The sequence below is a fragment of the Ichthyenterobacterium magnum genome, assembly GCF_003610635.1.
In the GTDB taxonomy this organism is placed as follows: Bacteria; Bacteroidota; Bacteroidia; order Flavobacteriales; family Flavobacteriaceae; genus Ichthyenterobacterium; species Ichthyenterobacterium magnum.
Genome location: NZ_RAQJ01000001.1, coordinates 525,370 through 551,464, shown reverse-complemented (window position 1 = coordinate 551,464; position 26,095 = coordinate 525,370). Strand labels below are relative to the sequence as shown.

Annotated in this window: 24 protein-coding genes and 1 tRNA gene; 21 read left to right on the top strand and 4 right to left on the bottom strand. The window is 31.1% G+C overall.

Annotated features, from left to right (window positions below; all coding sequences use genetic code 11):
* Nucleotides 1-1,101: a DUF4407 domain-containing protein gene (locus BXY80_RS02650; protein ID WP_120200334.1), complete on the bottom strand. Its 1,101-nt coding sequence runs from the start codon at nucleotides 1,099-1,101 to the stop codon at nucleotides 1-3.
* 236 nt (nucleotides 1,102-1,337) lie between these two features.
* Here BXY80_RS02650 and BXY80_RS02645 point away from each other — a divergent pair, with 236 nt between their 5' ends.
* Complete coding sequence (locus BXY80_RS02645; RefSeq protein WP_120199659.1) at nucleotides 1,338-2,699, top strand: M28 family peptidase; 1,362 nt, start codon at nucleotides 1,338-1,340, stop codon at nucleotides 2,697-2,699.
* Between the two features lies 1 nt (nucleotide 2,700).
* Here BXY80_RS02645 and BXY80_RS02640 read toward each other — a convergent pair whose 3' ends face one another.
* Nucleotides 2,701-4,089, bottom strand: a complete 1,389-nt coding sequence (locus BXY80_RS02640; RefSeq protein WP_120199658.1) for a dipeptidase — start codon at nucleotides 4,087-4,089, stop codon at nucleotides 2,701-2,703.
* A gap of 115 nt (nucleotides 4,090-4,204) precedes the next feature.
* Between BXY80_RS02640 and BXY80_RS02635 the strand changes: the two genes are divergently transcribed.
* Both BXY80_RS02635 and BXY80_RS02630 read left to right on the top strand, forming a co-directional pair.
* A tRNA-Leu gene (locus BXY80_RS02635) sits at nucleotides 4,205-4,286 on the top strand.
* Between the two features lie 148 nt (nucleotides 4,287-4,434).
* Complete coding sequence (locus BXY80_RS02630; protein WP_245977147.1) at nucleotides 4,435-6,834, top strand: GAF domain-containing protein; 2,400 nt, start codon at nucleotides 4,435-4,437, stop codon at nucleotides 6,832-6,834.
* Here the strand turns inward: BXY80_RS02630 and BXY80_RS02625 are convergent, their stop codons facing one another.
* Nucleotides 6,835-8,031 carry a Pycsar system effector family protein gene (locus BXY80_RS02625; RefSeq protein ID WP_120199657.1) on the bottom strand — a complete coding sequence of 399 codons (1,197 nt, stop codon included), beginning with the start codon at nucleotides 8,029-8,031 and terminating at the stop codon, nucleotides 6,835-6,837. It abuts the gene before it with no gap.
* A 155-nt stretch (nucleotides 8,032-8,186) separates the two neighbouring features.
* Here BXY80_RS02625 and BXY80_RS02620 point away from each other — a divergent pair, with 155 nt between their 5' ends.
* The 12 genes from BXY80_RS02620 to BXY80_RS02565 all read left to right on the top strand — a co-directional run bounded on the left by BXY80_RS02620 (nucleotide 8,187) and on the right by BXY80_RS02565 (nucleotide 19,139).
* Nucleotides 8,187-9,224 carry a helix-turn-helix transcriptional regulator gene (locus BXY80_RS02620; protein ID WP_120199656.1) on the top strand — a complete coding sequence of 346 codons (1,038 nt, stop codon included), beginning with the start codon at nucleotides 8,187-8,189 and terminating at the stop codon, nucleotides 9,222-9,224.
* Nucleotides 9,225-9,332: 108 nt separating this feature from the next.
* Nucleotides 9,333-9,686: a nuclear transport factor 2-like protein gene (locus tag BXY80_RS02615; protein WP_120199655.1), complete on the top strand. Its 354-nt coding sequence runs from the start codon at nucleotides 9,333-9,335 to the stop codon at nucleotides 9,684-9,686.
* Between the two features lie 41 nt (nucleotides 9,687-9,727).
* Nucleotides 9,728-10,201 (top strand): YHS domain-containing (seleno)protein, encoded by a 474-nt coding sequence (locus tag BXY80_RS02610; RefSeq protein ID WP_120199654.1) that lies wholly within the window; start codon nucleotides 9,728-9,730, stop codon nucleotides 10,199-10,201.
* Between the two features lie 247 nt (nucleotides 10,202-10,448).
* Complete coding sequence (gene msrB, locus BXY80_RS02605; protein WP_120199653.1) at nucleotides 10,449-10,910, top strand: peptide-methionine (R)-S-oxide reductase MsrB; 462 nt, start codon at nucleotides 10,449-10,451, stop codon at nucleotides 10,908-10,910.
* Entirely contained in the window at nucleotides 10,900-11,439 is a 540-nt protein-coding gene (gene msrA / locus BXY80_RS02600; protein WP_120199652.1) for a peptide-methionine (S)-S-oxide reductase MsrA, read from the top strand. Before msrB ends, msrA begins: the two co-directional genes overlap by 11 nt.
* Before the next feature lie 143 nt (nucleotides 11,440-11,582).
* Entirely contained in the window at nucleotides 11,583-12,074 is a 492-nt protein-coding gene (locus tag BXY80_RS02595; RefSeq protein ID WP_120199651.1) for a peroxiredoxin family protein, read from the top strand.
* A complete protein-coding gene (locus BXY80_RS02590; protein WP_120199650.1) occupies nucleotides 12,075-12,323 on the top strand; it encodes a glutaredoxin family protein in 249 nt (82 codons plus the stop codon).
* Entirely contained in the window at nucleotides 12,302-12,847 is a 546-nt protein-coding gene (locus tag BXY80_RS02585; protein ID WP_120199649.1) for a peptide-methionine (S)-S-oxide reductase, read from the top strand. The genes BXY80_RS02590 and BXY80_RS02585 overlap by 22 nt, the downstream gene beginning before the upstream one ends.
* Nucleotides 12,816-14,039, top strand: a complete 1,224-nt coding sequence (locus BXY80_RS02580) for a bifunctional alpha/beta hydrolase/OsmC family protein (RefSeq protein ID WP_120199648.1) — start codon at nucleotides 12,816-12,818, stop codon at nucleotides 14,037-14,039. The genes BXY80_RS02585 and BXY80_RS02580 overlap by 32 nt, the downstream gene beginning before the upstream one ends.
* Before the next feature lie 80 nt (nucleotides 14,040-14,119).
* Nucleotides 14,120-17,797 carry a metallophosphoesterase gene (locus tag BXY80_RS02575; RefSeq protein ID WP_120199647.1) on the top strand — a complete coding sequence of 1,226 codons (3,678 nt, stop codon included), beginning with the start codon at nucleotides 14,120-14,122 and terminating at the stop codon, nucleotides 17,795-17,797.
* 12 nt (nucleotides 17,798-17,809) lie between these two features.
* Nucleotides 17,810-18,235, top strand: a complete 426-nt coding sequence (locus tag BXY80_RS02570; protein ID WP_120199646.1) for an SRPBCC family protein — start codon at nucleotides 17,810-17,812, stop codon at nucleotides 18,233-18,235.
* Between the two features lie 37 nt (nucleotides 18,236-18,272).
* A complete protein-coding gene (locus tag BXY80_RS02565) occupies nucleotides 18,273-19,139 on the top strand; it encodes an acyl-CoA thioesterase (protein WP_120199645.1) in 867 nt (288 codons plus the stop codon).
* On the opposite strand, the gene BXY80_RS02560 is transcribed toward BXY80_RS02565, so the two are convergent.
* Nucleotides 19,136-19,990, bottom strand: coding sequence for an NHL repeat-containing protein (locus BXY80_RS02560; protein ID WP_120199644.1), 855 nt, complete (start codon nucleotides 19,988-19,990; stop codon nucleotides 19,136-19,138). The two genes, BXY80_RS02565 and BXY80_RS02560, sit on opposite strands and share 4 nt — an antisense overlap.
* 48 nt (nucleotides 19,991-20,038) lie before the next feature.
* Here BXY80_RS02560 and BXY80_RS02555 point away from each other — a divergent pair, with 48 nt between their 5' ends.
* The 6 genes from BXY80_RS02555 (at nucleotide 20,039) to BXY80_RS02525 (ending at nucleotide 26,076) form a co-directional block, all read left to right on the top strand.
* Complete coding sequence (locus BXY80_RS02555; protein ID WP_120199643.1) at nucleotides 20,039-21,295, top strand: BaiN/RdsA family NAD(P)/FAD-dependent oxidoreductase; 1,257 nt, start codon at nucleotides 20,039-20,041, stop codon at nucleotides 21,293-21,295.
* Nucleotides 21,296-21,826, top strand: coding sequence for a DUF1697 domain-containing protein (locus BXY80_RS02550; RefSeq protein ID WP_120199642.1), 531 nt, complete (start codon nucleotides 21,296-21,298; stop codon nucleotides 21,824-21,826).
* Nucleotides 21,827-21,924: 98 nt separating this feature from the next.
* Entirely contained in the window at nucleotides 21,925-23,004 is a 1,080-nt protein-coding gene (mvaD, locus tag BXY80_RS02545; protein ID WP_120199641.1) for a diphosphomevalonate decarboxylase, read from the top strand.
* Nucleotides 23,005-23,031: 27 nt separating this feature from the next.
* A complete protein-coding gene (locus BXY80_RS02540; protein WP_120199640.1) occupies nucleotides 23,032-23,961 on the top strand; it encodes a mevalonate kinase family protein in 930 nt (309 codons plus the stop codon).
* A gap of 10 nt (nucleotides 23,962-23,971) precedes the next feature.
* Nucleotides 23,972-24,874, top strand: coding sequence for a geranylgeranylglycerol-phosphate geranylgeranyltransferase (locus BXY80_RS02535; RefSeq protein WP_120199639.1), 903 nt, complete (start codon nucleotides 23,972-23,974; stop codon nucleotides 24,872-24,874).
* Between the two features lie 398 nt (nucleotides 24,875-25,272).
* Nucleotides 25,273-26,076 (top strand): pseudouridine synthase, encoded by an 804-nt coding sequence (locus BXY80_RS02525; protein WP_120199637.1) that lies wholly within the window; start codon nucleotides 25,273-25,275, stop codon nucleotides 26,074-26,076.
* Nucleotides 26,077-26,095 lie beyond the last annotated feature (19 nt).

Below are 26,095 nucleotides of genomic sequence, written 5' to 3'. Positions count from 1 at the left end.
TTACAAGGCATTTTTTTGATGTTTAAAGAAAGCGTCTGCTTGTAATTGCATGAGCTCTCTTGCTTTTTTTCTTTTGTAGTTATATAATTCATCTTCTTCGGCAATATCGTTATATATCTTATTATTAAGCGTTCTATCTGTTTGCAACAAAACTTGACGTTCGTATACTTTTTGGTCTACCCAAGTTTTAACTGCAGTTTCAGTATCTTCTAATTTAAAATCGTACTCACCTTTAGGTGATAATAATTTTGCAAATATTGGAGATGTTTCAATAGCCAAAAACAATAAGAATATAAAAAATGATGGTAACCAAGGTAGTGTTCCTAATGCGTTCACACGAGCCATTAAACCATCGAAACCATCAATTATTGGCTGCGTTGTTATAACTTGTGTGTTGTAGTTTGTTTTTAATTGTGCTATTTGAGTTTCAATTTGAGCAATTTTAGTTTTGTTATCCGTTTTTAGTTGTTGTAACTCTAAAAGTGCTGCATCATGCTTGTCTCTTTTTTCTTTGTAAACAGGGCCTTTTCCTAATAATTTTGTGCCTGCTGTACCTTCGGCTTCAGATATATAAGTGTCATAAAGTGTGTTGACTTCTGTTTCTTTGGTATTAATTTCATTTTGAAGTATTGTGATTTCATTTTTTAAACCTTCAATATTTGGAGAAAATTGCTGTGCTATTTGATTTTGATTTGCAAGTGTTAAGTCATTTTTTTGTTCTAATAAAACTTGGTTAATTTCTTTTTCAAAGATTTTCAACTCTAATGGTTTAGAGATGACAACAGCAATAATTACTGCTAATATAATTCTTGGTGAAGCTTGTATCAATTCATCTATAATGCTATTTCTCTTTTTAATTGTAGATACAATAAAGCGGTCTAGATTAAAGATAAGAAGACCCCAAACAAAGCCAAAAGCTATAGCTGTAAAGTAATTATCAAATACTGTGTATAGAGCGTAGCTAGCTGCAATAAATGCCATTACAGCAGTAAAAAAAACTGTGGCTCCAATGCCAGCATATTTGTTTTGCTCACCAATAGAGCAGTCGTTTAGAATATCTGTGTCTGAACCAGAACAGATGATGAAGAATTTTTTTAACATAAAGCGTTCGATTTTGATTGATGGATGTCTATTAGAACGCAAAACTTGATAATTTGTTACATTAAAATCTCTAAAATTTAGATTGAATGACCAGAAGTAGTTTTAGCTTTTTGACGAGTTTTGTTTAATGCATTTCTGATAGCTTAGATGCTACATTTTTAGTTTCCTATAATTACTATATTCTAAAATCATTAAAATGAAGTATATTTGGTTTAAAATGTACTGTTTTTACCCAAATGAAAAACCTTAAAATCACCATATTATGTTTCCTTGTGTTTGCTATAAACTCTTATGGACAAACTATTCAAGATATAATCAATCAAGTAAATTTAGATGCTTTAGTATTAACTGTAAATGAATTTTCTGGCGAACAATCTGTTGTTGTAAATGGAATGACGGAAACCATAATAAATAGGCAACAAGCTAATAATAATTTAGCAGCCGATTATTTGGTGCAACGTTTTAATCAATTAGATAATATTACAGTAACTGCCCAACAATTTGATGGTAATGGACGTAATATAATTGCAACTCAAATAGGTAAAACTAATCCCAATAATATTTATATTATTTGTGCACATTATGATACTGTAGCAGATTATTGTGCAGATGATAATGCAAGCGGAACAGCTACTATAATAGAAATAGCTAGAATATTATCTACGCAATGCTTAGACAATACTATAGTTTATGCACTTTGGGATGAAGAAGAAAATGGCTTAAATGGTTCTCGTGCTTATGCTATTGAAGCTGTAACAAATGGCGATAACATTTTAGGTGTTTTAAATATTGATATGATGGCATATGATGGTGATGGAGATAAGAGTATAGATATTGATATTCATCAAAATGATGCTGCTTCTTTAGCTATGTCTAACGATATTGTTAGTGTGTTTAATACTTACACATTTGATCTTAATATAAATATTATTAATCCAGGTACAGAATTAAGTGATCATTCTAGTTTTTGGAATAGGGGATTTCCTGCTGTTTTAGTTGGAGAAGCTTGGTCTGAAGGTGACGAAAATAACGAATATCATTCTATGGATGATCGTATAAGTAATTTTAACTTACCTTATTATCACGAAATGGCTAAGCTAATTATGGGCTATATGGTAACTAAAGCTGGTTTGATTGCTATTGATAATACGGTTACACAAACAATAACTACGCTAACCTCAAACGAGACAAGTGGTTTATACCAATGGATAAACTGTGATACAGATACTGCAATATCTGGAGCTGTTAATCAATCATTTATGCCTACGGTAAATGGAAATTATGCTGTTGAGATAACTTCAGGTACGTGTACAGAACGTAGTGAGTGTATACTATTTGATACATTAAATTTAGATACGTTTTCTCAAACAGAAATCACTATCTATCCTAATCCTGTAAAAAACAAGCTTAATATTGAAATAGCTTTTAAAGCTAACTTCTCTTATAATTTATATGATGTGTCTGGTAAATTAATATTACAAGAACAATCTGATAAAAAGAAAACGTCTTTAGATGTAAATCACTTAGCTAAAGGTGTTTATTTTTTAAATATTTCTACATCTCAAAAATCCAGAACGTATAAGGTTATTAAAGAATAGCTTACTTTTTAAGTTCAGTAAAGTACTTGTAAAATAACGGAATAGTTTCAATGCCTTTTAAGTAATTCCAAACTCCAAAATGTTCGTTTGGAGAATGTATTGCATCGCTATTTAAACCAAAGCCCATTAAAATAGTTTTACTTTTTAATTCTTTTTCAAAAAGAGATACAATTGGAATACTTCCACCACTACGTTGCGGAATAGGTGTTTTTCCAAAAGTATCTTCATAAGCTTTAGAAGCAGCTTGATAACCAATACTATCTATAGGTGTAACGTAACCTTGCCCACCATGATGAGGCGTTACTTTTACTCTCACACCTTTTGGAGCTATGTTTTCAAAATGTGTTTTAAACAATTGTGTAATATCTTCCCAATCTTGATTTGGTACCAAACGCATTGAAATTTTAGCATAAGCTTTACTAGCAATTACAGTTTTAGCACCTTCACCAATATATCCACCCCAAATACCATTAACATCTAAAGTTGGACGTATTGAATTTCGCTCATTTGTAGTATAACCTTCTTCTCCATAAACCGAATCGATATCTATAGCTTTTTGATATGCTTCTATTGAAAAAGGAGCCTTTGCCATTTGCGCTCTTTCATCTTTAGAAAGCTCTTCAACTCTATCATAAAAACCAGGAATGGTGATATGATTATTTTCATCATGAAGAGAAGCAATCATTTTGGTTAAAATATTTATTGGGTTTGCAACTGCGCCTCCATATAATCCTGAATGTAAATCTCTATTTGGTCCAGTAACTTCTACTTCAACGTAGCTTAAACCACGTAAACCAGTTGTGATTGATGGTACGTCTTTAGCAATCATTCCCGTGTCAGAAATAAGAATAACATCGTTTTTTAGTTTTTCGTGATTCTCTTCAACAAATTTTGAAAGACTCACGCTACCAACTTCTTCTTCGCCTTCAATCATAAATTTTACATTACAAGGCAATTGGTTTGTAGATGTCATAAACTCTAAGGCTTTAACATGCATGTACATTTGACCTTTATCATCGCAAGCACCACGAGCAAAAATAGCACCTTCAGGATGTATGTCTGTAGTTTTTATAATGGGTTCGTAAGGTGGTGAATCCCACAATTCAATAGGATCTGCAGGTTGCACATCATAATGACCATATACTAATACGGTTGGTAAATTAGAATCAATAATTTTTTCGCCATAAACAATTGGAAAACCTTCTGTCTTACAAATTTCTACAGTGTCACAGCCAGCAGCTTTTAAGCTGTCTTTTACCACTTCGGCTGTTTTTAAAACATCATTTTTATAAGTAGAATCTGCGCTTACAGATGGAATTTTAAGAAGCTCAATTAATTCGTTTAAAAAACGATTTTTATGCTGATCAATGTATGATTTTGTGTTTTTCATGGAGTGAATTGTATTTGATCCAAAAATACAAAATTGAAAAGAACTTTTTTCTTATTTAAAGTTATTTGAATATTGAAACTATTGTTTATATTTGCACCCCAAAACTTAGGTTAATGCAGGCGTGGTGGAATTGGTAGACACGCTAGACTTAGGATCTAGTGCCGCGAGGTGTGCGAGTTCGAGTCTCGCCGCCTGTACTTAAAAAAGCTTCTCAATTTTGAGAAGCTTTTCTTGTTTATATAAGAGATACATTGGTTTTAACTATAATTACACTATTAATTTCTGTAACAAAACGCGTGTTAACTCGTCATATATTTTACGACTAAATCTACAATTTGTATCTTTATGAATTACAGAAGCGACAAAATGAAAATTATTCATTCTAAACATAAAACACCAGAATTACCAATGCAGCTTTTTGTAAGTTTTGCAAAGGTATTCGATTTTTATAAAAAATATGCTGAAGATGTAAATCATCCTTACCATAAGTCTGCTAAACAAGTATCAGAATATTTAGGGCAATTTCCAGAACTGGTAGAAGGCTTTGATGATTTTTCATTATTAGATAAATATGCCGATCAGATAGATTTAATGCTAGAAGGATTGTTTCCTGAAATCTTAACAGATAATGAGATAAAAGCAGCTAGCGTACCATTTTCTTTTACATCGTTTAAATTTTCTAAACGTTTTGAATCTATTTTAGAAAATGCAGGCAAGGACTTTGATTTTAAGGTTAGAAACATGGAAGAAAGCCAAATGTATATTGCAGCTTGTACCATAATTTTAATGTCAGTTTATAACAAGCCAATTGACTTTAAACGTCCATTTTTCTTTGATTTTCCAAATAAAAATAACGGTATCACACATCATTATCGTGTTGCGCTTAATGGTGATTTTATGGATATTGTTAAAACAGATGCTGCACCAGAAATTACAGATGAAGATATTAAATTATTGTTAGACAATTTTCACAATATCGATATTTGGAAAGAAAAGTTTCCGCCAAACAGTTATGTCTTGAAAGGGTTTGGAATTATGAACTTATTTGATGTTACTCAGGATCAAACTATTTCAGAAATTCGTTCAGACCTTCTTAAAAAAGATGATGGTAGCATCGTACAAAAATTACGTTTAAGCTTAAGTGAATTTTATAGAATTAGTGATTTAAAACTAGGGTTTTCACTTTTTGAAATCGCAAATAAAAGTTTAGAGTCTACAAGAATTAAAAAATCTGAAAGTTTAATATTAGATAATGAACAAATGGTGTCTTGCAGAACGTTTTTTTGTTTACATATTATAGATAAAGTATTTAATAAAATAGAACCTGTAGCGATATCTAATGTCGATGCTTATGGTGAATCTTCTGGACACAATACGTTTTATAAGCGTTTAAAAGAGAAAGGTATTGGTAGCATTATCTTAATTCCTATTAAAGCTTCTAAACATAATGATTTAGCACTTTTAGAAATTGCATCTCCTAGACCTTATGAGCTTAACTCAGTAAACCAACAAAAGTTAGTAGATATTATTCCTGTATTTGAAGCTGCTGTTGAGCGAAGTTCTGAAGAGTATTTAAACACGCTTGAAGCAACAATTCAAGAACATTATACATCTATTCATCCTACAGTTAAATGGCGTTTTTATGAAGCAGCAGAAAAATACCAAACAGATTTATATAACAAAGAGGAGAATCCGCAAATAGATGATATCGTCTTTAACGACGTGTATCCTTTATTTGGGCAAAGTGATATTAAAGGCTCCTCTTTAGCTAGAAATACAGCAATAAAAGAAGATTTAACAACACAGTTAACCTTAGCAATTAAGGTGCTTAAAGAAGCTTGTCAGACTGAAAAATTGCCAATTTACAAAGAGTTAATGTTCAGAGTAGAAGAATATATAGTCGACGTAAAAGAAGGGCTTAAAGCTGGTGATGAAATTGGAATTTTAGATTTTCTTAAACGTGACATTTACCCTGTATTTAGCCATATAAAAGTGATAAATAATGAACTAAAGGAATTGGTAGAAGTCTATATGAATAGACTAGATAAAGATCTTCATGTGGTTTATGAAAAACGTAAAGCTTATGAATATAGTGTTATGTTGCTTAATGAAAAATTAGCAAACTTTATTGACAAGAAACAAGAAGAAGCGCAAGCTATGTTTCCTCATTATTTTGAACGCTATAAAACGGATGGTGTAGAATACAATATGTATATAGGTCAGTCTTTGGTTAAAAACAAAACCTTTGACGATTTGTATTTATACAATCTTCGCCTTTGGCAATTACAGAATACTTACGAAATGGAACAAGTGGCTTTTAATACCAGAAAGCAATTGGAACATGATTTACAAGTAGCCTCTTTAATTTTAGTGCATAGTAATCCTATGGCTATTAAATTTCGTATGGATGAAAAGCAATTTGATGTAGATGGTGCTTATAATATTCGTTACGAGATTATTAAAAAACGAATAGATAAAGCACATATTAAAAACACAGACGAGCGATTAACAGTACCTGGAAAAATAGCTATTGTCTATTCTCAAGATAAAGATGCACGAGAATATAGAAAGTATATTAAGTACCTTCAATCTAAAGGTTGTTTAGGTAAGCTAGAAGAGTTAATACTTGAAGACTTACAAGGTGTTTCTGGTTTAAAAGCGTTACGAGTTGAAGTGATTTATAAAGATAATTTTTGTGAAAAATCTTCAATGACTATAGATGAATTGATGGAAGAGTTTAAGTAATTAAAGACTCTGCAAATAAAAAGCTACAGCAAAGGATAATACACTAATAACAATACCAATCATAAAAACAGTATAAGTTAAGCGAAGTAAATTATATTTTCTGTTTAATACTAACCCTAAAAAGTATAAATCTTTAGTTAAAGAGCCATAAAGGTAATCTCTATCTTTCATCATTTCGTGCATTGCCCATTCAAACTCGTCAAGGTTCATTTTATGAAAATTCCCAAAAAATAGAAGATTTACTTTTTTATCTGCTACATCTTGTTTGTTAAATTTTCCTTGAGTTACGTTTGGTCGTGTTGCCAAAACTGAAAGCACAATAGATGCTACAGTAAATAATGTAAAAATAACAGTAGGCCATATTAAATAATCGTTTGATGGATTATCTAGCTTTGATACTAAATTAGAAAGCACCAACGATATAATAATTGCGTTTACAGATAATAAAATATTAGCTTTAGTATCGGCAATATCACTTAGGGTTATGTGGTTTCTTAAAGCTACTCTAAACATGGTTTCTATGCCACGTTCTGGTAATTCTACTTTGGTTTTTTTAAAAGCTAATTCTTCTTTTTTTTGCTTTAATTTAATAGAGTCTTGAGTCAGCTTTTTTTGAGATTTTAATAATCGAGCTAAGTTTTTGCCTTTTGTTTTTTCCCAATTAGATGAAGCAAAATCTGTATAGAATCGATGATGATTAGATAAAAAATCAATATTTTCTTTTAACCATTCAGACTCAGTTAATGTTTTATCGCAAGTTAATTCCCATTCTTTGCGAAGTAGTTCGGTTAAATCACTAAAATTTTTGCTGCCAATATGAGAGCAATCTGCATCTTGAATAATTTTTTCTAAAATATTTTGGGGCTCATGACCCATTTGAGTTGCCATAATTAAATCTGAAACTGTTTTAATATCAGCTTCAGATTGATTTTGAGATTTTAAAAAATCTTTGGCAATAGCAACACTATGTGTTTCATGTTTTTTTAGGTTTTGTGCAAAACCAACATCATGAAACCAAGAAGCTAAAATTAAAAGGTCTTTTTGAGAAGGCTCTATCTGTTCTCCATCAGCAAGTTCTTGAGCTTTTTCTACAACACGTTTTGTATGTGCTAGATTATGATAAATAAAAGATTTGTCTAGGTTTTCATTTAAGAAATTAACAACATAACTTTCGGTCTTAGCAATAAGTGTATCCATATTGTATTGTAGTTTATTTAGTAAAAATACTAAACTTTAATTAACATTATCTTATGTCGTAAATTTTGACATTTCTTTCAAACGCTCAATTGCAAATCAAATTGTAAGGAAGCTTTAATATTTTCAACTATTGTATTATAGCTTTGCAACTCTATATGGTACATAAGATAAAAGCCGAAATCAATAAAGTTTATTTTATTAACAAGTATACCTTGGTTCATATACTTAATGGTACCGGTAGTATTCAAGTAGATTTTAATAGCTATAACAATTGGAAAGACAAAGCTATCTTTTTAGAAAAAGGACAGTATATAAAATTCTTGTCTGATGATTTTGTAGTCCGTTTTATTGATTTCCCTGATGATATCATTTTTAAATCTAAAGATGTTCGTGTGCTATTTAAACACCTTATTTCGTTAGGCTATATAAACTTTAACCAATGCAAAGATTGTAAGAGTTTCTTAAAAAGCGGTGTGTTTAATGATAACATGAGTAATCTTATTGATGTATCTACAGAACAATGGTTTTGGCAAAATCCATTTCATGCAAATAAAGATGAATACCAACTTATTTTTGATGTTAAAGACGTTATTGATAAAGAATACACAAATAAAATAAACACAACGACTTTAATTCATCATTTATCATCATCTAATAATAATGTTCAGCATTTAGTGAAAGATAAGTTAGGGATTACCATAAACAAACTGATACATAATAAGCTGTTAGCTGAAAATAAAAAGGAAGTTGCATTTACAAATAAAAGTATTCAAGAAATTGCTTACGATCAAGGTTATAAAGATCCTGCATATTTTAATCGCGTTTTTAAAAATAGTGTCGGTCAAACGCCAAAACAATTTAGAGATGCGTTTGATTATGAAAATAGAGATGCATTTTCTCAAGATTTAATTGAGCTTATCAATCTATTTCATAAAGAAGAACATTCACTTGGGTTTTATGCTGATAAAATGAATGTGAGTGTTAAAGCTTTATCTAAAAAAGTAAAGCATAAAATGAATAATTCTCTAGGGCAATTAATTCGTTCGCAAATCATTCAATCTGCCAAAACCATGTTAGCAGAAGATGAACCTGTTAAAGAAGTTGCTTTTGCTTTAGGTTTTGAAGAAGCTAACCATTTTTCTTCATTCTTCACAAATCATGTTGGTGTTTCACCTTCTGCATTCAAAAAATAAAAAGTACAATTCTTAGCGTTTTTTTTGTACGTTTTTTAGTCTCTTACATGTAGATATTTGCAGTGTAATTACATAACACAATTTGTTTAATCACTAAAAATAGAAAACATGAATATTAAAGAACAAGCAACAAAAATGGACAACATCGTAGCTCAAGGTGCAATTGTAGATGCTGTAAAAGAATTTTTTGCAGATAATGCAACTACTTCAGATTATAATGGTTTAGCAACAACCAATAAAGCGCAAATGATTGAAAAAATGGAAGGCTTTGCTGGAGCAATTGCTGCTGTAAATGGTATCACTTTACATCATACCATTGTAGACGGAAATGTATCTGCTTCAGAGTTTACTTTCGATTTTAACATGAAAGACGATACTAAAATTTACTGGCACGAGATTATTCGTCGTAAATGGAATAATGACGGAAAAGTTATTCAAGAAGAATACTTCAATGCACAGTAATAAATAATAAAAAGATTAATAATTAAAACAACAGAAATAAAATGAAAAATATAATTAAATCAATCACTTTAGTAGTTGCTCTAGTAGTAAGCTCAATAACATTAGCTCAAGATAGAATGGCAAATAATGTAGATAATAGTACAATACATTTACAAGGCTACAGTCCAGTGTCATATTTAGATTTAGGAATTGCTCAAAAAGGCTTAAAAGAATTTAAATCTGTACATGAAAAAATAACATATTATTTTACATCAGCAGAACAAAAAACTACGTTTGATAAAAACCCAAATAAGTACAAACCGCAATATGGTGGGTTTTGTGCTTTTGGAATTTATGCTGGAGCAAAATTTAGACCAGATCCTAATAAGTTTATTGTAAAAGGCGGAAAGTATTTCTTGTTTTTATATGATCTTAATTTAGATGCTCAACAATTATGGTTGAATGAAAAAAACCATGACAAACTTGTTGCTGGAGCGAATAAAAATTGGAAAAAATTAAGCAAAACTTTCAATTAAATTATACCTTCATGAGTATAAAAAAAGCACATCAATACTTATAGTTATTGATGTGCTTTTGTCGTTTTTGTAAAACTGTAAGTTTTTAAACGTTTTTTCGACTACTTTTAAGTTAAAAAAAGCATATTATTAACTAGAAAAGAAACCGAATAACTTAAGATAAGATTATTCTTATTAACTTCAATAATGAGGTTGTTTCTGACCTAATTAAAACAATAATAATTAACAGAAAGAAAGGACAAAAAGTATGCTAACTTGGAAAGAAGTCATCAACTTTTCCGTAAAAGGAAATCCAACTCCAGATAAGCGAGTTGAAAAATCAGAAGCCCAATGGCAAGCTCAATTAACTCCAGAGCAATTTAGAATTACAAGACAAAAAGGTACTGAACGACCACATAGTGGCGCGCTTTGTAGTGCTCACGATGCAGGCAAGTATAATTGTGTGTGTTGCAATACACCTTTGTTCGATTCTACAATTAAATTTAGTTCTGGTACAGGTTGGCCTAGTTTTACGCAACCTATAAAAGAAAACGCTATTAAGTATGAAAGAGATACGGCTTTTGGAATGGTGCGCGTTGAGGTGATGTGTAATACTTGCGATGCCCATTTAGGGCACGTATTTCCTGATGGACCAGAACCAAGCGGATTGCGTTATTGTATTAATTCAGAATCGATGCAACTAGAAAAGGAGATTTCAAATGACAACTAAAAACCTACAATTAGCCACATTTGGTGGTGGCTGTTTTTGGTGTACAGAAGCTGTGTTTCAAGAAGTAAAAGGTGTAGAAAAAGTAGTTTCTGGGTATTCTGGTGGAAACGCTCCAGGGCATCCAACATACAGAGAGATTTGCTCAGGTTTAACTGGGCATGCCGAGGTAGTACAAGTAACTTTTGATGCTAATATCATTTCGTATGAAGATGTTTTAGTGATTTTCATGACCACTCACGATCCAACAACTTTGAATCGACAAGGTGCAGATGTAGGCACACAATATCGTTCGGTAATTTATTATCATAACGATTTGCAAAAGGAAATTGCTGAACTTGTTTCAAAAGAAATAACACCTTATTATGAAAACCCAATTGTTACAGAAATTTCTCCTTTAGATGTGTTTTATGAAGCAGAAAAAGAGCACCAAGATTATTATAAAAATAATCAAACGCAAGGCTATTGTAGTTTTGTAATTACACCTAAGTTGGCAAAACTGAGAAAACTACATGCTGATAAATTAAAATAACTAAAAATGGTGTCAGTTCGAGTGATTTCGAAATTTCGAAATCGTATCGAGAACATTTAATAATTACTTCTCGATATAATTTTTTTTTGAAAAATCACTCGAAGTTGACAATGTAAATTCAAACCAAATAGAAAGTCAAAATAATGTCAAATAAAGCAGAACAAACACAAGTTTTTAAAGCTCCAGAATTTAATGTGAAGCATTGGGTAGATGCTAATGGGAATAAAACGGAAGCCATAAAACTTACAGATTTTAAAGGACAATTTAAAATTGTGTATTGTTTTCAGCATTGGTGCCCAGGTTGCCATAGCAAAGGGTTGCCAGATTTAAAGAAAATGGTTAATGCTTTAAAAGAAAGCGAAAACATTACCTTTTTAGCAATTCAAACCGTTTTTGAAGGTCATGATGTAAATACTTTTGAAAAGATGGTTGAAACTCAAAAACAATATAATTTAAAAATACCATTTGGTCATGATGCTGGAAATGATGATAAATCACATTCTAACATAATGGCAAACTATAAAACTGGAGGCACACCATGGTTTATTTTTATTGATAAACATGACAATGTTGTGTTTAGTGATTTTCACTTAAATCCAGATGCGGCTATTGAGTTTTTAAAAACATTGAAATAAATGGCAACAAAAATTAAACTTTATGGCACCGAAAGATGCCACAAAACACAACATTATAAAGCGTTTTTTGAAACGCGCCATTTAGATTATATATTTCTGGATGTTGAAGAAAATAAAGACCACGCAATACTACTGCGTGGTCTTTATAAAAACAGAAAGCTTAATTTTCCAACAATTACTATTGGAACGAAAAAATTGAGAAATCCATCAGATTTAGAGTTAAACAAATGGATAGAAAAACTAAAATAGGGTTTGGTGGTGGTTGCCATTGGTGTACCGAAGCTGTGTTTCAATCTTTAAAGGGTGTTGAAAAAGTAGAACAAGGATACGTCGCTTCAATTGATGAAAATAATACATTTTCAGAAGCAGTAATCGTTCATTTTAACCCTAAAGAAATTACATTAAAAGCATTAATAGAGATTCATTTGCATACCCATAAAAGCACAAGTAATCACTCTATGAGAGAAAAATACCGTTCAGCTATATATTCCTTTTCTAAGGAACAAGAATATGAATCTAAAGAGATAATTAAAAACCTTCAAAAAGATTTTGATGATAAGATTATAACTAAAGTATTTCCTTTTTCAGAATTTAAAGTCTCACGTGAAGCCATTCAAAACTATTATCAAAAGAACCCAAATAAACCTTTTTGTAAAGCGTTTATCAATCCAAAATTGAAGCTTTTATTAAAACAATTTTCAGTTTATACAAATCAAGAAAAATTAAATCATTTAAGAACAAATGAGAAGCACGAAACTCAATATTCAAAATAAAAAAGGACTTAAATTACAAGCTTATTTAGAGCTTCCAGCAAACCAAAAACCTAGTCGATATGCCATTTTTGCACATTGTTTTACCTGTACAAGTTCGTTAAGTGCTGTAAAAAATATTAGTCGGGCACTAACCAATTATGGGTTTGGTGTGGTACGATTTGATTTTACAGGTTTAGGGAAAAGCGAAGGCGAATTTACCGAAAGTCATTTTTCAGGAAACGTTGAAGATTTAATTGCTGTAAGCAATTTTATGACGAACAATTATAAAGCGCCAGAATTAATTGTAGGTCATTCGCTTGGTGGCGCAGCTGTAATTAGTGCCGCTTCAAAACTAGAAAACATAAAAGCTGTTGCAACAATTGGTGCACCAGCTACGGTAAGCCATGTTAAGCATTTGTTTTCGCATGATATCGACTCCATAAGAGAGGGCGAATTAACCGAAGTAAATATTGGTGGGCGACCATTTAAAATAAACCCTGAATTTGTTTCAGATTTTGATAAAACCGATTTGCCTTCAGTTGTAAAAAACTTACGAAAACCGCTGTTAATAATGCATTCTCCAACAGATACCATTGTCGGTATTAAAAATGCAGAACAGTTGTATGTGAATGCACATCATCCAAAAAGTTTTGTAACCTTAGATAACGCAGATCACTTGTTGTCTAATTCTAACGATAGTAATTATGCTGGAAATGTAATTGGTACTTGGGTACAGCGCTATTTTCCGCAACAAGAAAATGATATGTTAGAAACCCATGGCGAACAATTAGTTGGTCATTTAAATTTAGTTGAAGACAATTTTACAACGTCAATTCAAACTAAAAATCATAGTATGATAGCAGATGAACCTGCATCAATTGGAGGAGATGATTTTGGGCCATCGCCTTATGAGTATTTAAATGCTGGATTAGCAGCTTGTACAGTAATGACATTAAAAATGTATGCGCAACGCAAACAATGGGATTTACAAGAAGTGTTTGTATATGTCTCACATTCTAGAAAACATAGTGACGCATTAGAATTAGATATAGAAAAACCAGGTTATTTAGATCATATTAATAAAAAGTTAAAGTTTATTGGAAATTTAGATGACTCCCAAAAACAGCGCTTAAAAGAAATTGCATCGCGCTGCCCTGTGCATAAAACTATAGCTAGTGAAGTAATTTTTAATACTGAAATTATAAATGCTTAACACCTTAATCCTTCGGTGTTAGGTTAGATGTAATTTATAAAAAAGACGTAACTTTAACTTGATAATTAACTACCAAAATAATGCATCATAAATATTCCCTCGTTTTCATTCTTATAACTTTTTTAATAAGTTCTTGCGCAACGTATAAGCCACAGTATAGTAATTATAATGCTACCGCATTCTTTCCAGATAAAGAAATAGCATATTCATTCTACTTAATTGGAGATGGCGGAAATAGTCCAATTGGTAATTCTTCTCAAACCATAAAAGCTTTTAAATCAGAATTAAATAAGGCATCTAAAAACAGTACTGTAATTTTTTTAGGTGATAATATTTATGAAAATGGGTTGCCAAAAAAATCACATGAACAAAGAGCATTTGCAGAACACCAGCTTAATACACAAATAAATGCTGTTGAGAATTTTAAAGGTGAAACTATTTTTATTCCTGGTAATCATGATTGGTATAGTGATGGTGTAAAAGGTTTAAAACGACAAGAAAAATATGTTGAAGATAAGTTAGGAAAAAACACGTTCTTACCAGAAAATGGCTGCCCAATAGAAAAGGTTAATATCTCAGATGATGTTGTTTTGATTCTTGTAGATTCTGAGTGGTATTTAACCAATTGGGATAAACACCCAACGATAAATGATGATTGTGAGATAAAAACACGAACAAAGTTTTTTGATGAATTTGAGAGTCAGATAAAAAAGGCACGTGGTAAGACAACTATTGTAGCAGTACATCATCCTATGTTTACCAATGGTTCTCATGGTGGGCAATATTCTTTTGGGAGTCACATGTCTCCTATTCCAGTTTTAGGAACTTTAAAAAATTTAATAAGAAAAACAGGTGGAGTAACCACAGTTGATATTCAAAATAAACTGTATAACGAGTTCAGAAAACGCATCATTACTTTATCTCAAGAAAACAATAAAACCATTTTTGTTTCTGGGCACGACCATAATTTACAGTATATTGTTCAGGACAATTTACCGCAAATTGTTAGTGGTTCTGGATCTAAAGTATCAGCAACACGAAATGTAGGTAACGGTCAATTTTCATACGGAACTTCAGGCTATGCTAGGTTAGATGTGTTTAAAGATGGTTCGTCTTATGTTCGGTTTTATTCAGTAGCAGATAATAAAGTAGTTTTTGAAACACAAGTTTTAAAACCAAACGATAAAAAGAAATTTACAACGTACCCAAATAGCTTTTCAAACAAAAAAACAACGTCAATATACTCTGAAAAAGAAACAACAAAAGGTAGACTTTATAAGACGCTTTGGGGAGAACGTTATCGTGATGATTTTAGTAAAAAAGTAACAGTGCCAACGGTTAACTTAGACACTTTATTTGGTGGTTTAACAGTCGTACGAAAAGGAGGTGGACACCAATCTAAATCCATACGTTTAAAAGATAAAGATGGTAGAGAATATGTAATGAGAGCTTTACGGAAAAATGCCGTGCAATACCTTCAATCTGTAGCATTTAAAGATCAATATATTGAAGGGCAATTTAACGATACGTATACAGAAGGCTTGTTGTTAGATGTGTTTACAGGTTCTCATCCTTATGCGCCTTTTACTATTGGCACGCTGTCTAAAGCAGTGGGCATCTTTCATACAAATCCAGTTTTATATTATATACCAAAACAAAATGCTTTAGGTCATTTTAATGATGAGTTTGGAGATGAGTTATATATGATTGAAGAGCGTGCCTCAGATGGACATGGAGATAAGGCAAGTTTTGGTTTTTCAAATGAATTAATTAGTACAGATGATTTGTTAAAAGAATTACATGAAGATGAAGATCATAAACTAGATGAAGCTGCATACATACGAGCGCGTTTATTTGATATGCTTATTGGCGATTGGGACAGACACGAAGATCAATGGCGTTGGGCTAAATTTAAAGAAAAAAGTAAAACGATTTATAGACCAATGCCAAGAGATCGAGACCAAGCATTCTCTATTATGGCAGATGGTGCTTTATTAAGTTTTGCTACAACAGTAATACCTTCTTTACGTTTAATGAAGAGCTATGATGAAGATTTAAAAAGCCCAAAGTGGTTTAATTTAGAACCTTATCCTTTAGATGTGGCCTTAATAAATCAATCTAATCGAAGTGTTTGGGATGCTCAAGTAAAGCATATTGTCGAGAATTTAACTGATGCTGTTATTGATGAAGCCTTTACTTATTTTCCTTCAGAAGTAAATCAAAAAACCATACAAGAGATTAAACGAAAGCTACAAGGGAGAAGAGCAAATCTTCAAAAGATATCTGATGAGTATTACAATCATATTAATCAATTTGCTATTATAAAAGGGACAAATAAAGACGATTGGTTTGAGGTTAAGCGTATGCCAAAGGGCAATACAAAAGTAACAGGATATAGAATTAAAAAAGGTGAAAAAGCAGATGTATTTTACCAACGTACGTACACAAGTAATGACACTAAAGAAATATGGATTTATGGCTTAGATGATGATGATGTGTTTAAGGTCTCAGGCGAAGGCGATAAGCTAATTAGACTACGATTAATTGGAGGTCAGAATCGAGATACTTACAATATCCAAAATGGTAAAAAAGTTAAGATGTATGATTATAAAACCAAAGAAAGCAAGTTTGTTACTATTCTTGGAAGTAAAAAACTAACCGATGATTATCAAATTAATGTTTATGACCATAAGAAACTAAAAAATAATAGTAACCAATTTATTCCAACTATAGGTTCAAATCCTGATGACGGATTAAAAATTGGGTTTACTAACACCATAACCAATTATGGTTTTGAGAGAAATCCTTTTTCGTCACAACATACAATCTCTGGCGCATATTATTTTGCTACTCAAGGTTTCGATTTAGGGTACAAAGGAGAATTTGCAAATGTGGTTGGAAACATGAACCTTAAGTTAAATGCTAAGTTTACTAGTCCAAATTATGCTATTAATTTCTTTGGATTTGGAAACGAAACACCTAATCCAGAAGCTGACGAGAATGATGGTCTTGATGTAAATTTAGACTATAATCGTGTGAAGTTAAGAACAATAAAGTTAGCGCCTTCATTAATTTGGAGAGGTCGTTTAGGTGCAATTTTTAAAATAGGATTAGCTTATGAGTCTTATGAAATTGAAGAAACAGCTGGACGATTCATTAATGTTTTTATAGGTGATAATATAGATGTTAGTAATAATTTTTATGGTATCGATGCTAAATATCACTATGCAAATTTAGATAACAAAGCATTTCCAACATTAGGAATGATGGTTGCTATACAAACAGGTTATAAAAATAACATCGATTCTTCAAAAGGCTATGGATATCTTATTCCAGAGCTTGGTTTTAATTATAAACTAATGCCAAACGGACAATTAGTATTAGCTACAAAATTAAAAGGTCAAATTAATTTAGGAGATGGTTTTGAGTTTTACCAAGCCGCAAATATTGGAGCAAATGAAGGATTACGTGGTTACAGAAATGAGCGTTTTACAGGTAAGCGAGCTTTTGTACAAAGCACAGACTTAAGATTAAATCTACGAAAAGTTAAAACAGGAATTCTACCATTACAAATTGGGCTTTATGGCGGATTAGATTATGGCCGCGTTTGGATTGAAGATGACAATTCTAGAAATTGGAATACATCGATTGGAGGTGGAATTTTCGCAAATGCAGCAGATATGATTACTGCTAATATTTCAGCTTTTAATAGTGATGATGGTTTACGTATAGCTTTTAAGATGGGCTTTGGGTTTTAGAGTATTTAAGTTATGAGAAAACCAATTATTGTAGAACAAAGGTTTAATACATCTACAGAAACCCTTTGGAAAGCCATTACAGAGCACCAACAAATGATACAGTGGTATTTTGAAAACATTCCAGACTTCAAACCCGAAGTTGGTTTTACAACCCAATTTTTAATCGAAAACGAAGGGCGACAATTCACGCACTTATGGAAAATTGTTGAGGTAATCCCAAACAAAAAAATAACTTATACATGGCAATACAAGGAATATGAAGGTGAGTCTATAGCTGTTTTTGAGATTTTAGAGCATAAACATCAATCAATATTGCGCATTACTTGTGAAGGTTTAGAAACCTTGCCTCAAGATATCCCCGAATTTACTCGCCAAAGCTGTCAAGGCGGCTGGGACTATTTTATTAAACAGAGATTGAAAGATTATTTAGTAGAGTAATTAGTTATATTTGATGTCTTAATAATTAAAGTAATTAATGAATTCTGTAAATGATTTACTTAAGGTTTTAGTCTTAAAAAAAATAGCTGAAAATCAATTTAATGGTATAAGTAAAACCGTTGGTAGCCCAAATGTTTTTGGTGGTCAAGTTTTAGCACAATCTTTAAATGCTGCTAATAGAACAATTACAAATGGTCGCGTATTACATTCCATGCATTCTTATTTTTTAGAAGCAGGAGATTTAGCTTTACCAATTACTTACCAAGTTGACATAATTAGAGATGGAGGCAGTTTTTCTACACGACGTGTTACTGCTAATCAGGGCGATAAAATTATTTTTATTATAGCAGCGTCTTTTCATAAAAATGAAGATGGTTATGAGCATCAAATTAAGATAAAAGACGATATAAAGCAACCTGAAGAATTAGCAAGTTGGAGTGACATGCTTCAGCAATTTGGTGATTTTTTACCAAAGGCTACTAAGTCGTTTTTAGAAATTCCAAGACCCATAGAATTTAAGCCAGTAGATATTATAAACCCATTTGATAAAAAGGATTTAGAACCACATACAGAAGTTTGGTTTAAATTAAAAGGAGATTCTTCAACTTTAGATTTAGCAACAAAACAACAGATTTTAACGTATATATCAGATTATAATATTTTGGGTGTAGCACTGCATCCTCATGCGAGTAAAGCACATTGGGGAAATACACAAACAGCAAGTCTAGACCATAGTATGTGGTATTTTAGAGATTTCGATTTTAATGATTGGATGTTGTATACTTTAGATACGCCAAGCACATCTAACGCTCGCGGATTTGCTAGAGGACACATTTTTACTAGAGATGGTAAGTTGGTGGCTTCAGTAGCACAAGAAGGTTTAATGCGACCTTTAAAAAGTTAATTTTTAGATTTAACATTTAAGCTAAACTCGTATAAATTGCCACCATGAATTCCTAAATATTCATCTGCAATATAAAGAGTACTGTCATTTTTGAAAAATACACTTTCTTTTTGTGAGTTGAAATTAAAATTATATTTCGTTACATATCCATTAAAAAAATCATTGTCTTTGAAGTCTGAAAAAATAAACACATTGCTTTCAGTTAATAAAGCCATTTTGTTTCCTTCTTTATTTATGTCAGCAGAAGTAACCCAACATTCTGATTCTTCACAAGTATTAAATGAGCTTAGTAATTTGGCTTTATATTGGCCTTTTTTTGAAGGTAACTGATACAAATTTGTTTGTCCTTTTTTCTTTGACACTCTGCTTTTAGTAAATAAGTAAAGACTATCTTTATAGAAGAAAAATGATTCGCAATCAAAATGACGTTTGCTTTTTTTGGGAGGGAATTTTTTTTGTTCTGGATAAGTGAATGAAATTCTTTCAGGAATAATAGTTTTATTGTTAAGCGAATCTTTCGCAATTTTTAAGATTGCTAATTCTTTACTATCATTATCATTATTCCCAAAGTCACCAATATAAATATTGCCATATATATCTGTAGTTAAATCTTCCCAATCTCTATTTTTTGCATGAATAAAAATCTCTCTTATAATAGTTCCATTTTTGTCTAATCCATATAGAATTGATTTATTTCCACTATCATTTATCATCCAAAAAACATTGTTTTTTTGATCAACTGTTAAGCCAGAAACCTCATTTAAATCTATAGGTAAATCTGCTATAACTTTTAAGTTACCAGTATTGCAACTTGTAGCAAGAAATAATATTGAGAAAAGGAATTTATTCATTTAGGTGATACGCTTTTATAATGCTAAATTTACGCAGTTAATTTTACAATGAAAAAATACGACGTTATAATTGTTGGAGGCGGCGCAGCAGGATTTTTTGCAGCCATTAATATTGCAGAATTTAATCCTGAATTAAAAATTGCTATTCTTGAACGTGGAAAAGAAGGTTTGCAAAAAGTGAAAATTTCTGGAGGTGGACGTTGTAATGTTACACATGCAGAGTTTATCCCTTCAGAACTAGTACAAAACTATCCAAGAGGTGAGAAAGAATTATTAGGCCCTTTTCATCAATTTATGACAGGCGATACTATTGAGTGGTTTGAAAACAGAGGCGTTGAACTCAAAATTGAAGACGATGGCAGAATGTTTCCAGTATCAAATTCATCACAAACAATAATTGATTGTTTTTTAAATGAAGCAAAAAAGCATAATGTTAACATTTTATATAACCACTCGGTAAAATCCATTTACCCAAATAATAATGATAATGTCATGCTGAGCGCAGTCGAAGCATCTCATGGTTTAGATAATTTTAAACTACAAACCAACCAAGGCGATTTCATTTCAGAAAAACTATTGATAGCAACGGGAAGTAACCCAAAAATATGGAAGTTGCTCGAAGATTTAAATCATACGATTTCTCAACCAATTCCGTCTCTGTTTACTTTTGATATTAAAGACAAACGTATAAAAACCATTCCTGGAGTTGTAGCTAAAAATGTTGCCATTAAAGTTGTAGATTCTAATCTAGAATCTGAAGGTCCTTTACTTATTACACATGTTGGTATGAGTGCTCCGGCAATTTTAAAACTGTCAGCTTTTGGTGCTATAGAACTGGCAAAACGTGATTATAAATTTGAAATAGAAATTAATTTTATAAGGCAATCACTTAACGATTGTTTAGATAATTTAAAAGAATTAAAGCAAGAACTAAATAAGAAAACCGTGTTTAAATTTGCGCAATTTGATTTGCCTAAACGACTTTGGCAACAATTGGTTTTAGCATCTCATATTTCTGAAAAAACAACTTGGGCAGAGCTAAATAAACAACAATTAGACGCTTTGGCATTACAATTAACAAAAGCCGTTTTTAAGGTTGAAGGGAAAAGTACATTTAAAGAAGAGTTTGTAACTGCAGGAGGCATTAATTTAAAAGAAGTGAATTTTAAAACTTTTGAAAGTAAGCTGCATAAAAACTTATACTTTGCTGGCGAAGTATTAAATGTAGATGCAGTAACAGGAGGTTTTAATTTTCAAAACGCTTGGACTGGCGCATATCTTGCTGCAAAATCAATGTCGAAATAAATGAACATATATATAGTTTTACTAAAAGGAATAAATGTTGGAGGTCACAAAAAAGTACCCATGGCAGATTTACGTAATCTATTAACTGCATCTGGTTTTGAAGACGTTAAAACCTACATACAAAGTGGTAATATAATTTTAAAATCTGCAGAAACAAATCTTCAAAATTTAGAACATAAAATTCAAAAGGCTATTATAGAAAAGTTTGGGTTTGAAGTATCGGTTTTGGTTAGAATACGACAAGATTTGCAACGCATTTTTAACGATTGCCCATTTTCTGAAGAAAAAAAAGTGAAGAGTTATTTTACGATGTTGCATACAACTCCAGATTCTGAATTGGTAAAAGCTGCTTCAGAAAAAATCTATAAAGGCGAAGAGTATTTTATCATCAACGATTGTATTTATTTTTATTGCGAAAAAGGATATGGTAAAGCCAAATTTAATATGAGTTTTTTCGAACGTAAACTCAAAACAATTGGTACAGCTAGAAATTACAATACTATGGTAAAGTTACTTTCAATGTCTATGTAAAATGAAAAGACCCATGAAATTTACCTACTTTTGCAGAAGAATTTTTAAATAAATAACAAACCTGTTTTTAACAGTCTTTGTCAGAATAAAATTGATTGATGCTAGAACAACAATTTATACCAAAAGCATGTAACAATTTATTAGAAAGCGGAAGTTTTACTTGGTCATCTCCAAGTAATATTGCGTTAGTAAAATATTGGGGAAAACGAGAACATCAAATTCCAGAAAATCCATCGGTAAGTTTTACGTTAGATGCATGTAAAACGACTACAACGTTATCATTTTCTAAAAAAAGTAATCAAGATGAATTTTCATTTGATGTGTTTTTAGACGGAAAGCAGCAAGACGATTTTAAACCAAAAATTGAAACGTTTTTCAAGCGAATCGAATCTTATTTACCATTTTTAAAAGATTATTATTTTAAAATTGAAACAGCTAATACATTTCCTCATAGCTCAGGTATTGCCTCGTCTGCTTCTGGTATGAGTGCTTTAGCATTATGCTTAATGAGTATTGAAAAAGAACTTGATTCAGATATACCTGAAGAGTTTTTCATACAAAAGGCATCATTTTTAGCACGTTTAGGTTCTGGTAGTGCATGTAGAAGCTTAAAAGGTGATTTGGTAGTTTGGGGAAAGCATGAAGAAATTGATGAAAGTTCAGACTTATTTGGTGTTAAATACCCTTTTGAAGTTCATGAAAATTTTAAGAATTTTCACGATACAATTTTGCTAGTAGATAAAGGGGAAAAGCAAGTAAGTAGTACAGTTGGACATAATTTAATGTACAATCATCCATTTGCTAAAGAGCGATTTAAACAAGCGCATAAAAACCTTTCTGAGCTTATCAACGTATTTAAAGTAGGTGACCTAAAAACGTTCATTAATATTGTAGAAAGTGAAGCGTTGACTTTACATGCAATGATGATGACAAGTATGCCTTATTTTATTTTAATGAAACCTAATACGCTTGAAATAATTAATAAAATTTGGGCGTTTAGAAAAGAAACAGGAACTCATGTTTGCTTCACTTTAGATGCAGGCGCTAATGTGCATGTTCTATATCCAGAAAATGAAGCTGAGCAGGTTTATGAATTCATTAAAAACGAGTTAGTTGCGTATTGCCAAAATGGTCACTATATTTGTGATAGAATAGGTTTTGGAGCAAAACAATTGTAACTTAATCGTTCCAAATCAAGATAGTAAATGAAAGGACCACTTTTTTACTCAAAAATATTACTCTTTGGTGAGTACGGAATTATTAAAGATTCTAAAGGATTATCTATCCCTTATAGTTTTTATAATGGCGCATTAAAGATGGATGAGAATCCATCTGAAGAAGCTATTAAATCTAATAAAAGCTTAAAACAATTTGTAGCCTATCTTCAAGATATTGATGCAGCTTTGGTAACTTTTGATACTAAAAAAATGCAAGCAGATGTTGATGCAGGTATGTATTTTGATTCGTCTATTCCTCAGGGTTATGGTGTTGGTAGTAGTGGTGCTTTGGTAGCTGCTATTTATGATAAGTATGCTCAAGATACTATTACAGTTCTTGAAAATTTAACAAGAGAAAAACTGCTGAAGTTAAAATCTATTTTTTCTGAAATGGAATCGTTTTTCCATGGAAAATCGTCTGGTTTAGATCCTTTAAATAGTTATTTAAGTATTCCAATTCTTATCAATTCAAAAGATAATATTGAAGCAACTGGTATTCCATCTCAAAAAAATGAAGGTAAAGGAGCTGTCTTTTTATTAGATTCTGGAATTACTGGAGAAACAGCTCCTATGGTTCGTATTTTTATGGAGAATATGAAACAAGAAGGTTTTCGTAGTATGCTTAAAGACCAGTTTATAAAACATACAGACGCATGTGTAGATGATTTTTTAAAAGGAGACATCAAGTCGTTATTTAGTAATACTAAACAATTGTCTAAAGTGGTTTTAAATCATTTTAAACCAATGATTCCGAAGCAATTTCATGAACTCTGGAAAAAAGGCATTGAAACCAATGAGTATTACTTAAAGCTGTGTGGTTCTGGTGGCGGAGGTTATATTTTAGGTTTTACTGAAAATATTGACATTGCACAACAATCTCTTAAAGATTATAAATTAGAAGTCGTTTATAACTTCTAAAAATTCACCTATGTTTTCTCGTAAACAAAAGCATGTACTGTTAAAATTTTTCAGTATGTTTTCTGTGGTTAGAGGTTACAATATTCTAATTATTGTAATAGCACAATATCTTGCATCAATTTATATTTTGGCTCATAATAAGCCATTAAAACAGGTTGTGTTTGATGGTAATTTATTTATACTCGTATTAGCATCTGCAGCAACTATTGCAGCTGGTTATATTATTAATAATTTTTACGACTCTGAAAAGGACTTAATTAACAGACCAGAAAAATCTAAGCTTGATAGACTCGTTAGTCAAAACACAAAGCTGTCATTTTATTTTGTGCTTAATTTTTTGGCTGTAATAATGGCAAGTTATGTGTCGTTTAGAGCTGTTATTTTCTTTTCTTTATACATATTTGGTATTTGGCTTTACTCACATAAATTAAAAAAAATGCCTTTTGTTGGCAACCTTACGTCTGCGATACTAACCATTGTTCCTTTTTTTGCCATTTTTATGTATTATAAAAATTTTGATGCCGTTATTTTTGTACATGCATTATTTTTATTCTTAATTATTTCAATGCGTGAACTCACTAAAGATTTAGAAAATATAAAAGGAGATTTAGCTTTAAATTATAAAACCATTCCAATTACTTATGGCGAGAATACAAGCAAAGTAATGCTTACTGTTTTAGCTATTTTAACTTTAATTCCAACATATTTATTGCTATATAGATATGAAGTTGGACATATGTATCTCTATTTTTATTTAAGTGTTGTTTTACTTACTATTTTTCTATTGCTACTTTGGAAGTCAAGTACAAAAACACATTATTTGTTACTACATAATATTTTAAAGGTCATTATTGTAGCAGGTGTTTTTTGTATTTTGTTGATTGATATTAATCTAGTTTTAAAACGTATTTGAATGAACATTGCCGTTATAATTTTAGGAAATTTTTTTAGTATATGGTGTGCTTTCATTCACAGATATGCCTTCTAACAACAAACTCTTTATAGTGTCATTTTCAATAGTTTTAGGGATTCACCCTGAAACGTTAGAAAGCTATGCCATGTCAATAGAAGCTTCAGAGTTAGTTTTGAAAATTTTAAATTTTGCAGTTAAAATCATTTTAATCTTACTCCTTTTTAATATATTAAAATTGGTTTTTAGTTTTAAAAAAAGACTTAAAAGTTAATCTGCTCAAAGCTCTAAATGTAGTAGTGTAAGTAAGTCAATACCATTAAGGATTTCTTCGATTTTACAAATTCTATACTAGAATAGGTTTTGAAATAAGGTTATGTATCTTTGCAAAAAAAATTACAATGAGTAAGCAGCAAGGTAATAAAGGAAAAGGTAGAAATTTTTCAAAAGGAAAACCTTTTATGAAAAAGAAAACTCAGCAAAAAGCAAATAGTAATCCTGATGAAATTCGCTTAAACAAATATATAGCTAATTCTGGAATGTGTTCACGTCGCGAAGCTGATGAGCATATCGCAATTGGCTTAGTAACAGTTAATGGAAAAGTTGTTACAGAAATGGGCTTTAAGGTTAAAATTGATGATGATGTACGTTACGACGGAAGCCGTATAAATCCAGAAAAGAAAACTTATGTTTTACTAAATAAACCAAAAGGTTTTGCTACCACTACTAGCGAAAACAAAGGACGTACTGTAATGGATTTAGTTGCCAATGCAACATCTACAAGAATAAAACCAATTGGGCGTTTAGGAAGAAACTCTACTGGTTTATTACTATTTACTAATGATGACACCGTTGTAAAGAAATTCACTAATTCAAAAAATGGAGTATCACGCTTATTTCAAATAGAACTAGATAAAAATTTAAAGTTTGAAGATTTTAAAAAAATACAAGAAGGACTTAAAATTGATGGCAAACTTATTAATGTTGAAGAAGTAAGCTACATTGATGGAGCCACCAAAAAAGAAATTGGCTTAAAAATAAAGAATACAGGTAACACAATATTACACACTATTTTTGGGCATTTAAAATATGACATCATTAAAGTTGATTGTGTAGCTATAGCACATTTAACTAAAAAAGACTTACCAAGAGGTCATTGGAAACACCTTACTAACCAAGAAATTAATACACTTAAAATGATTTAATACACTAATATTTATTGTG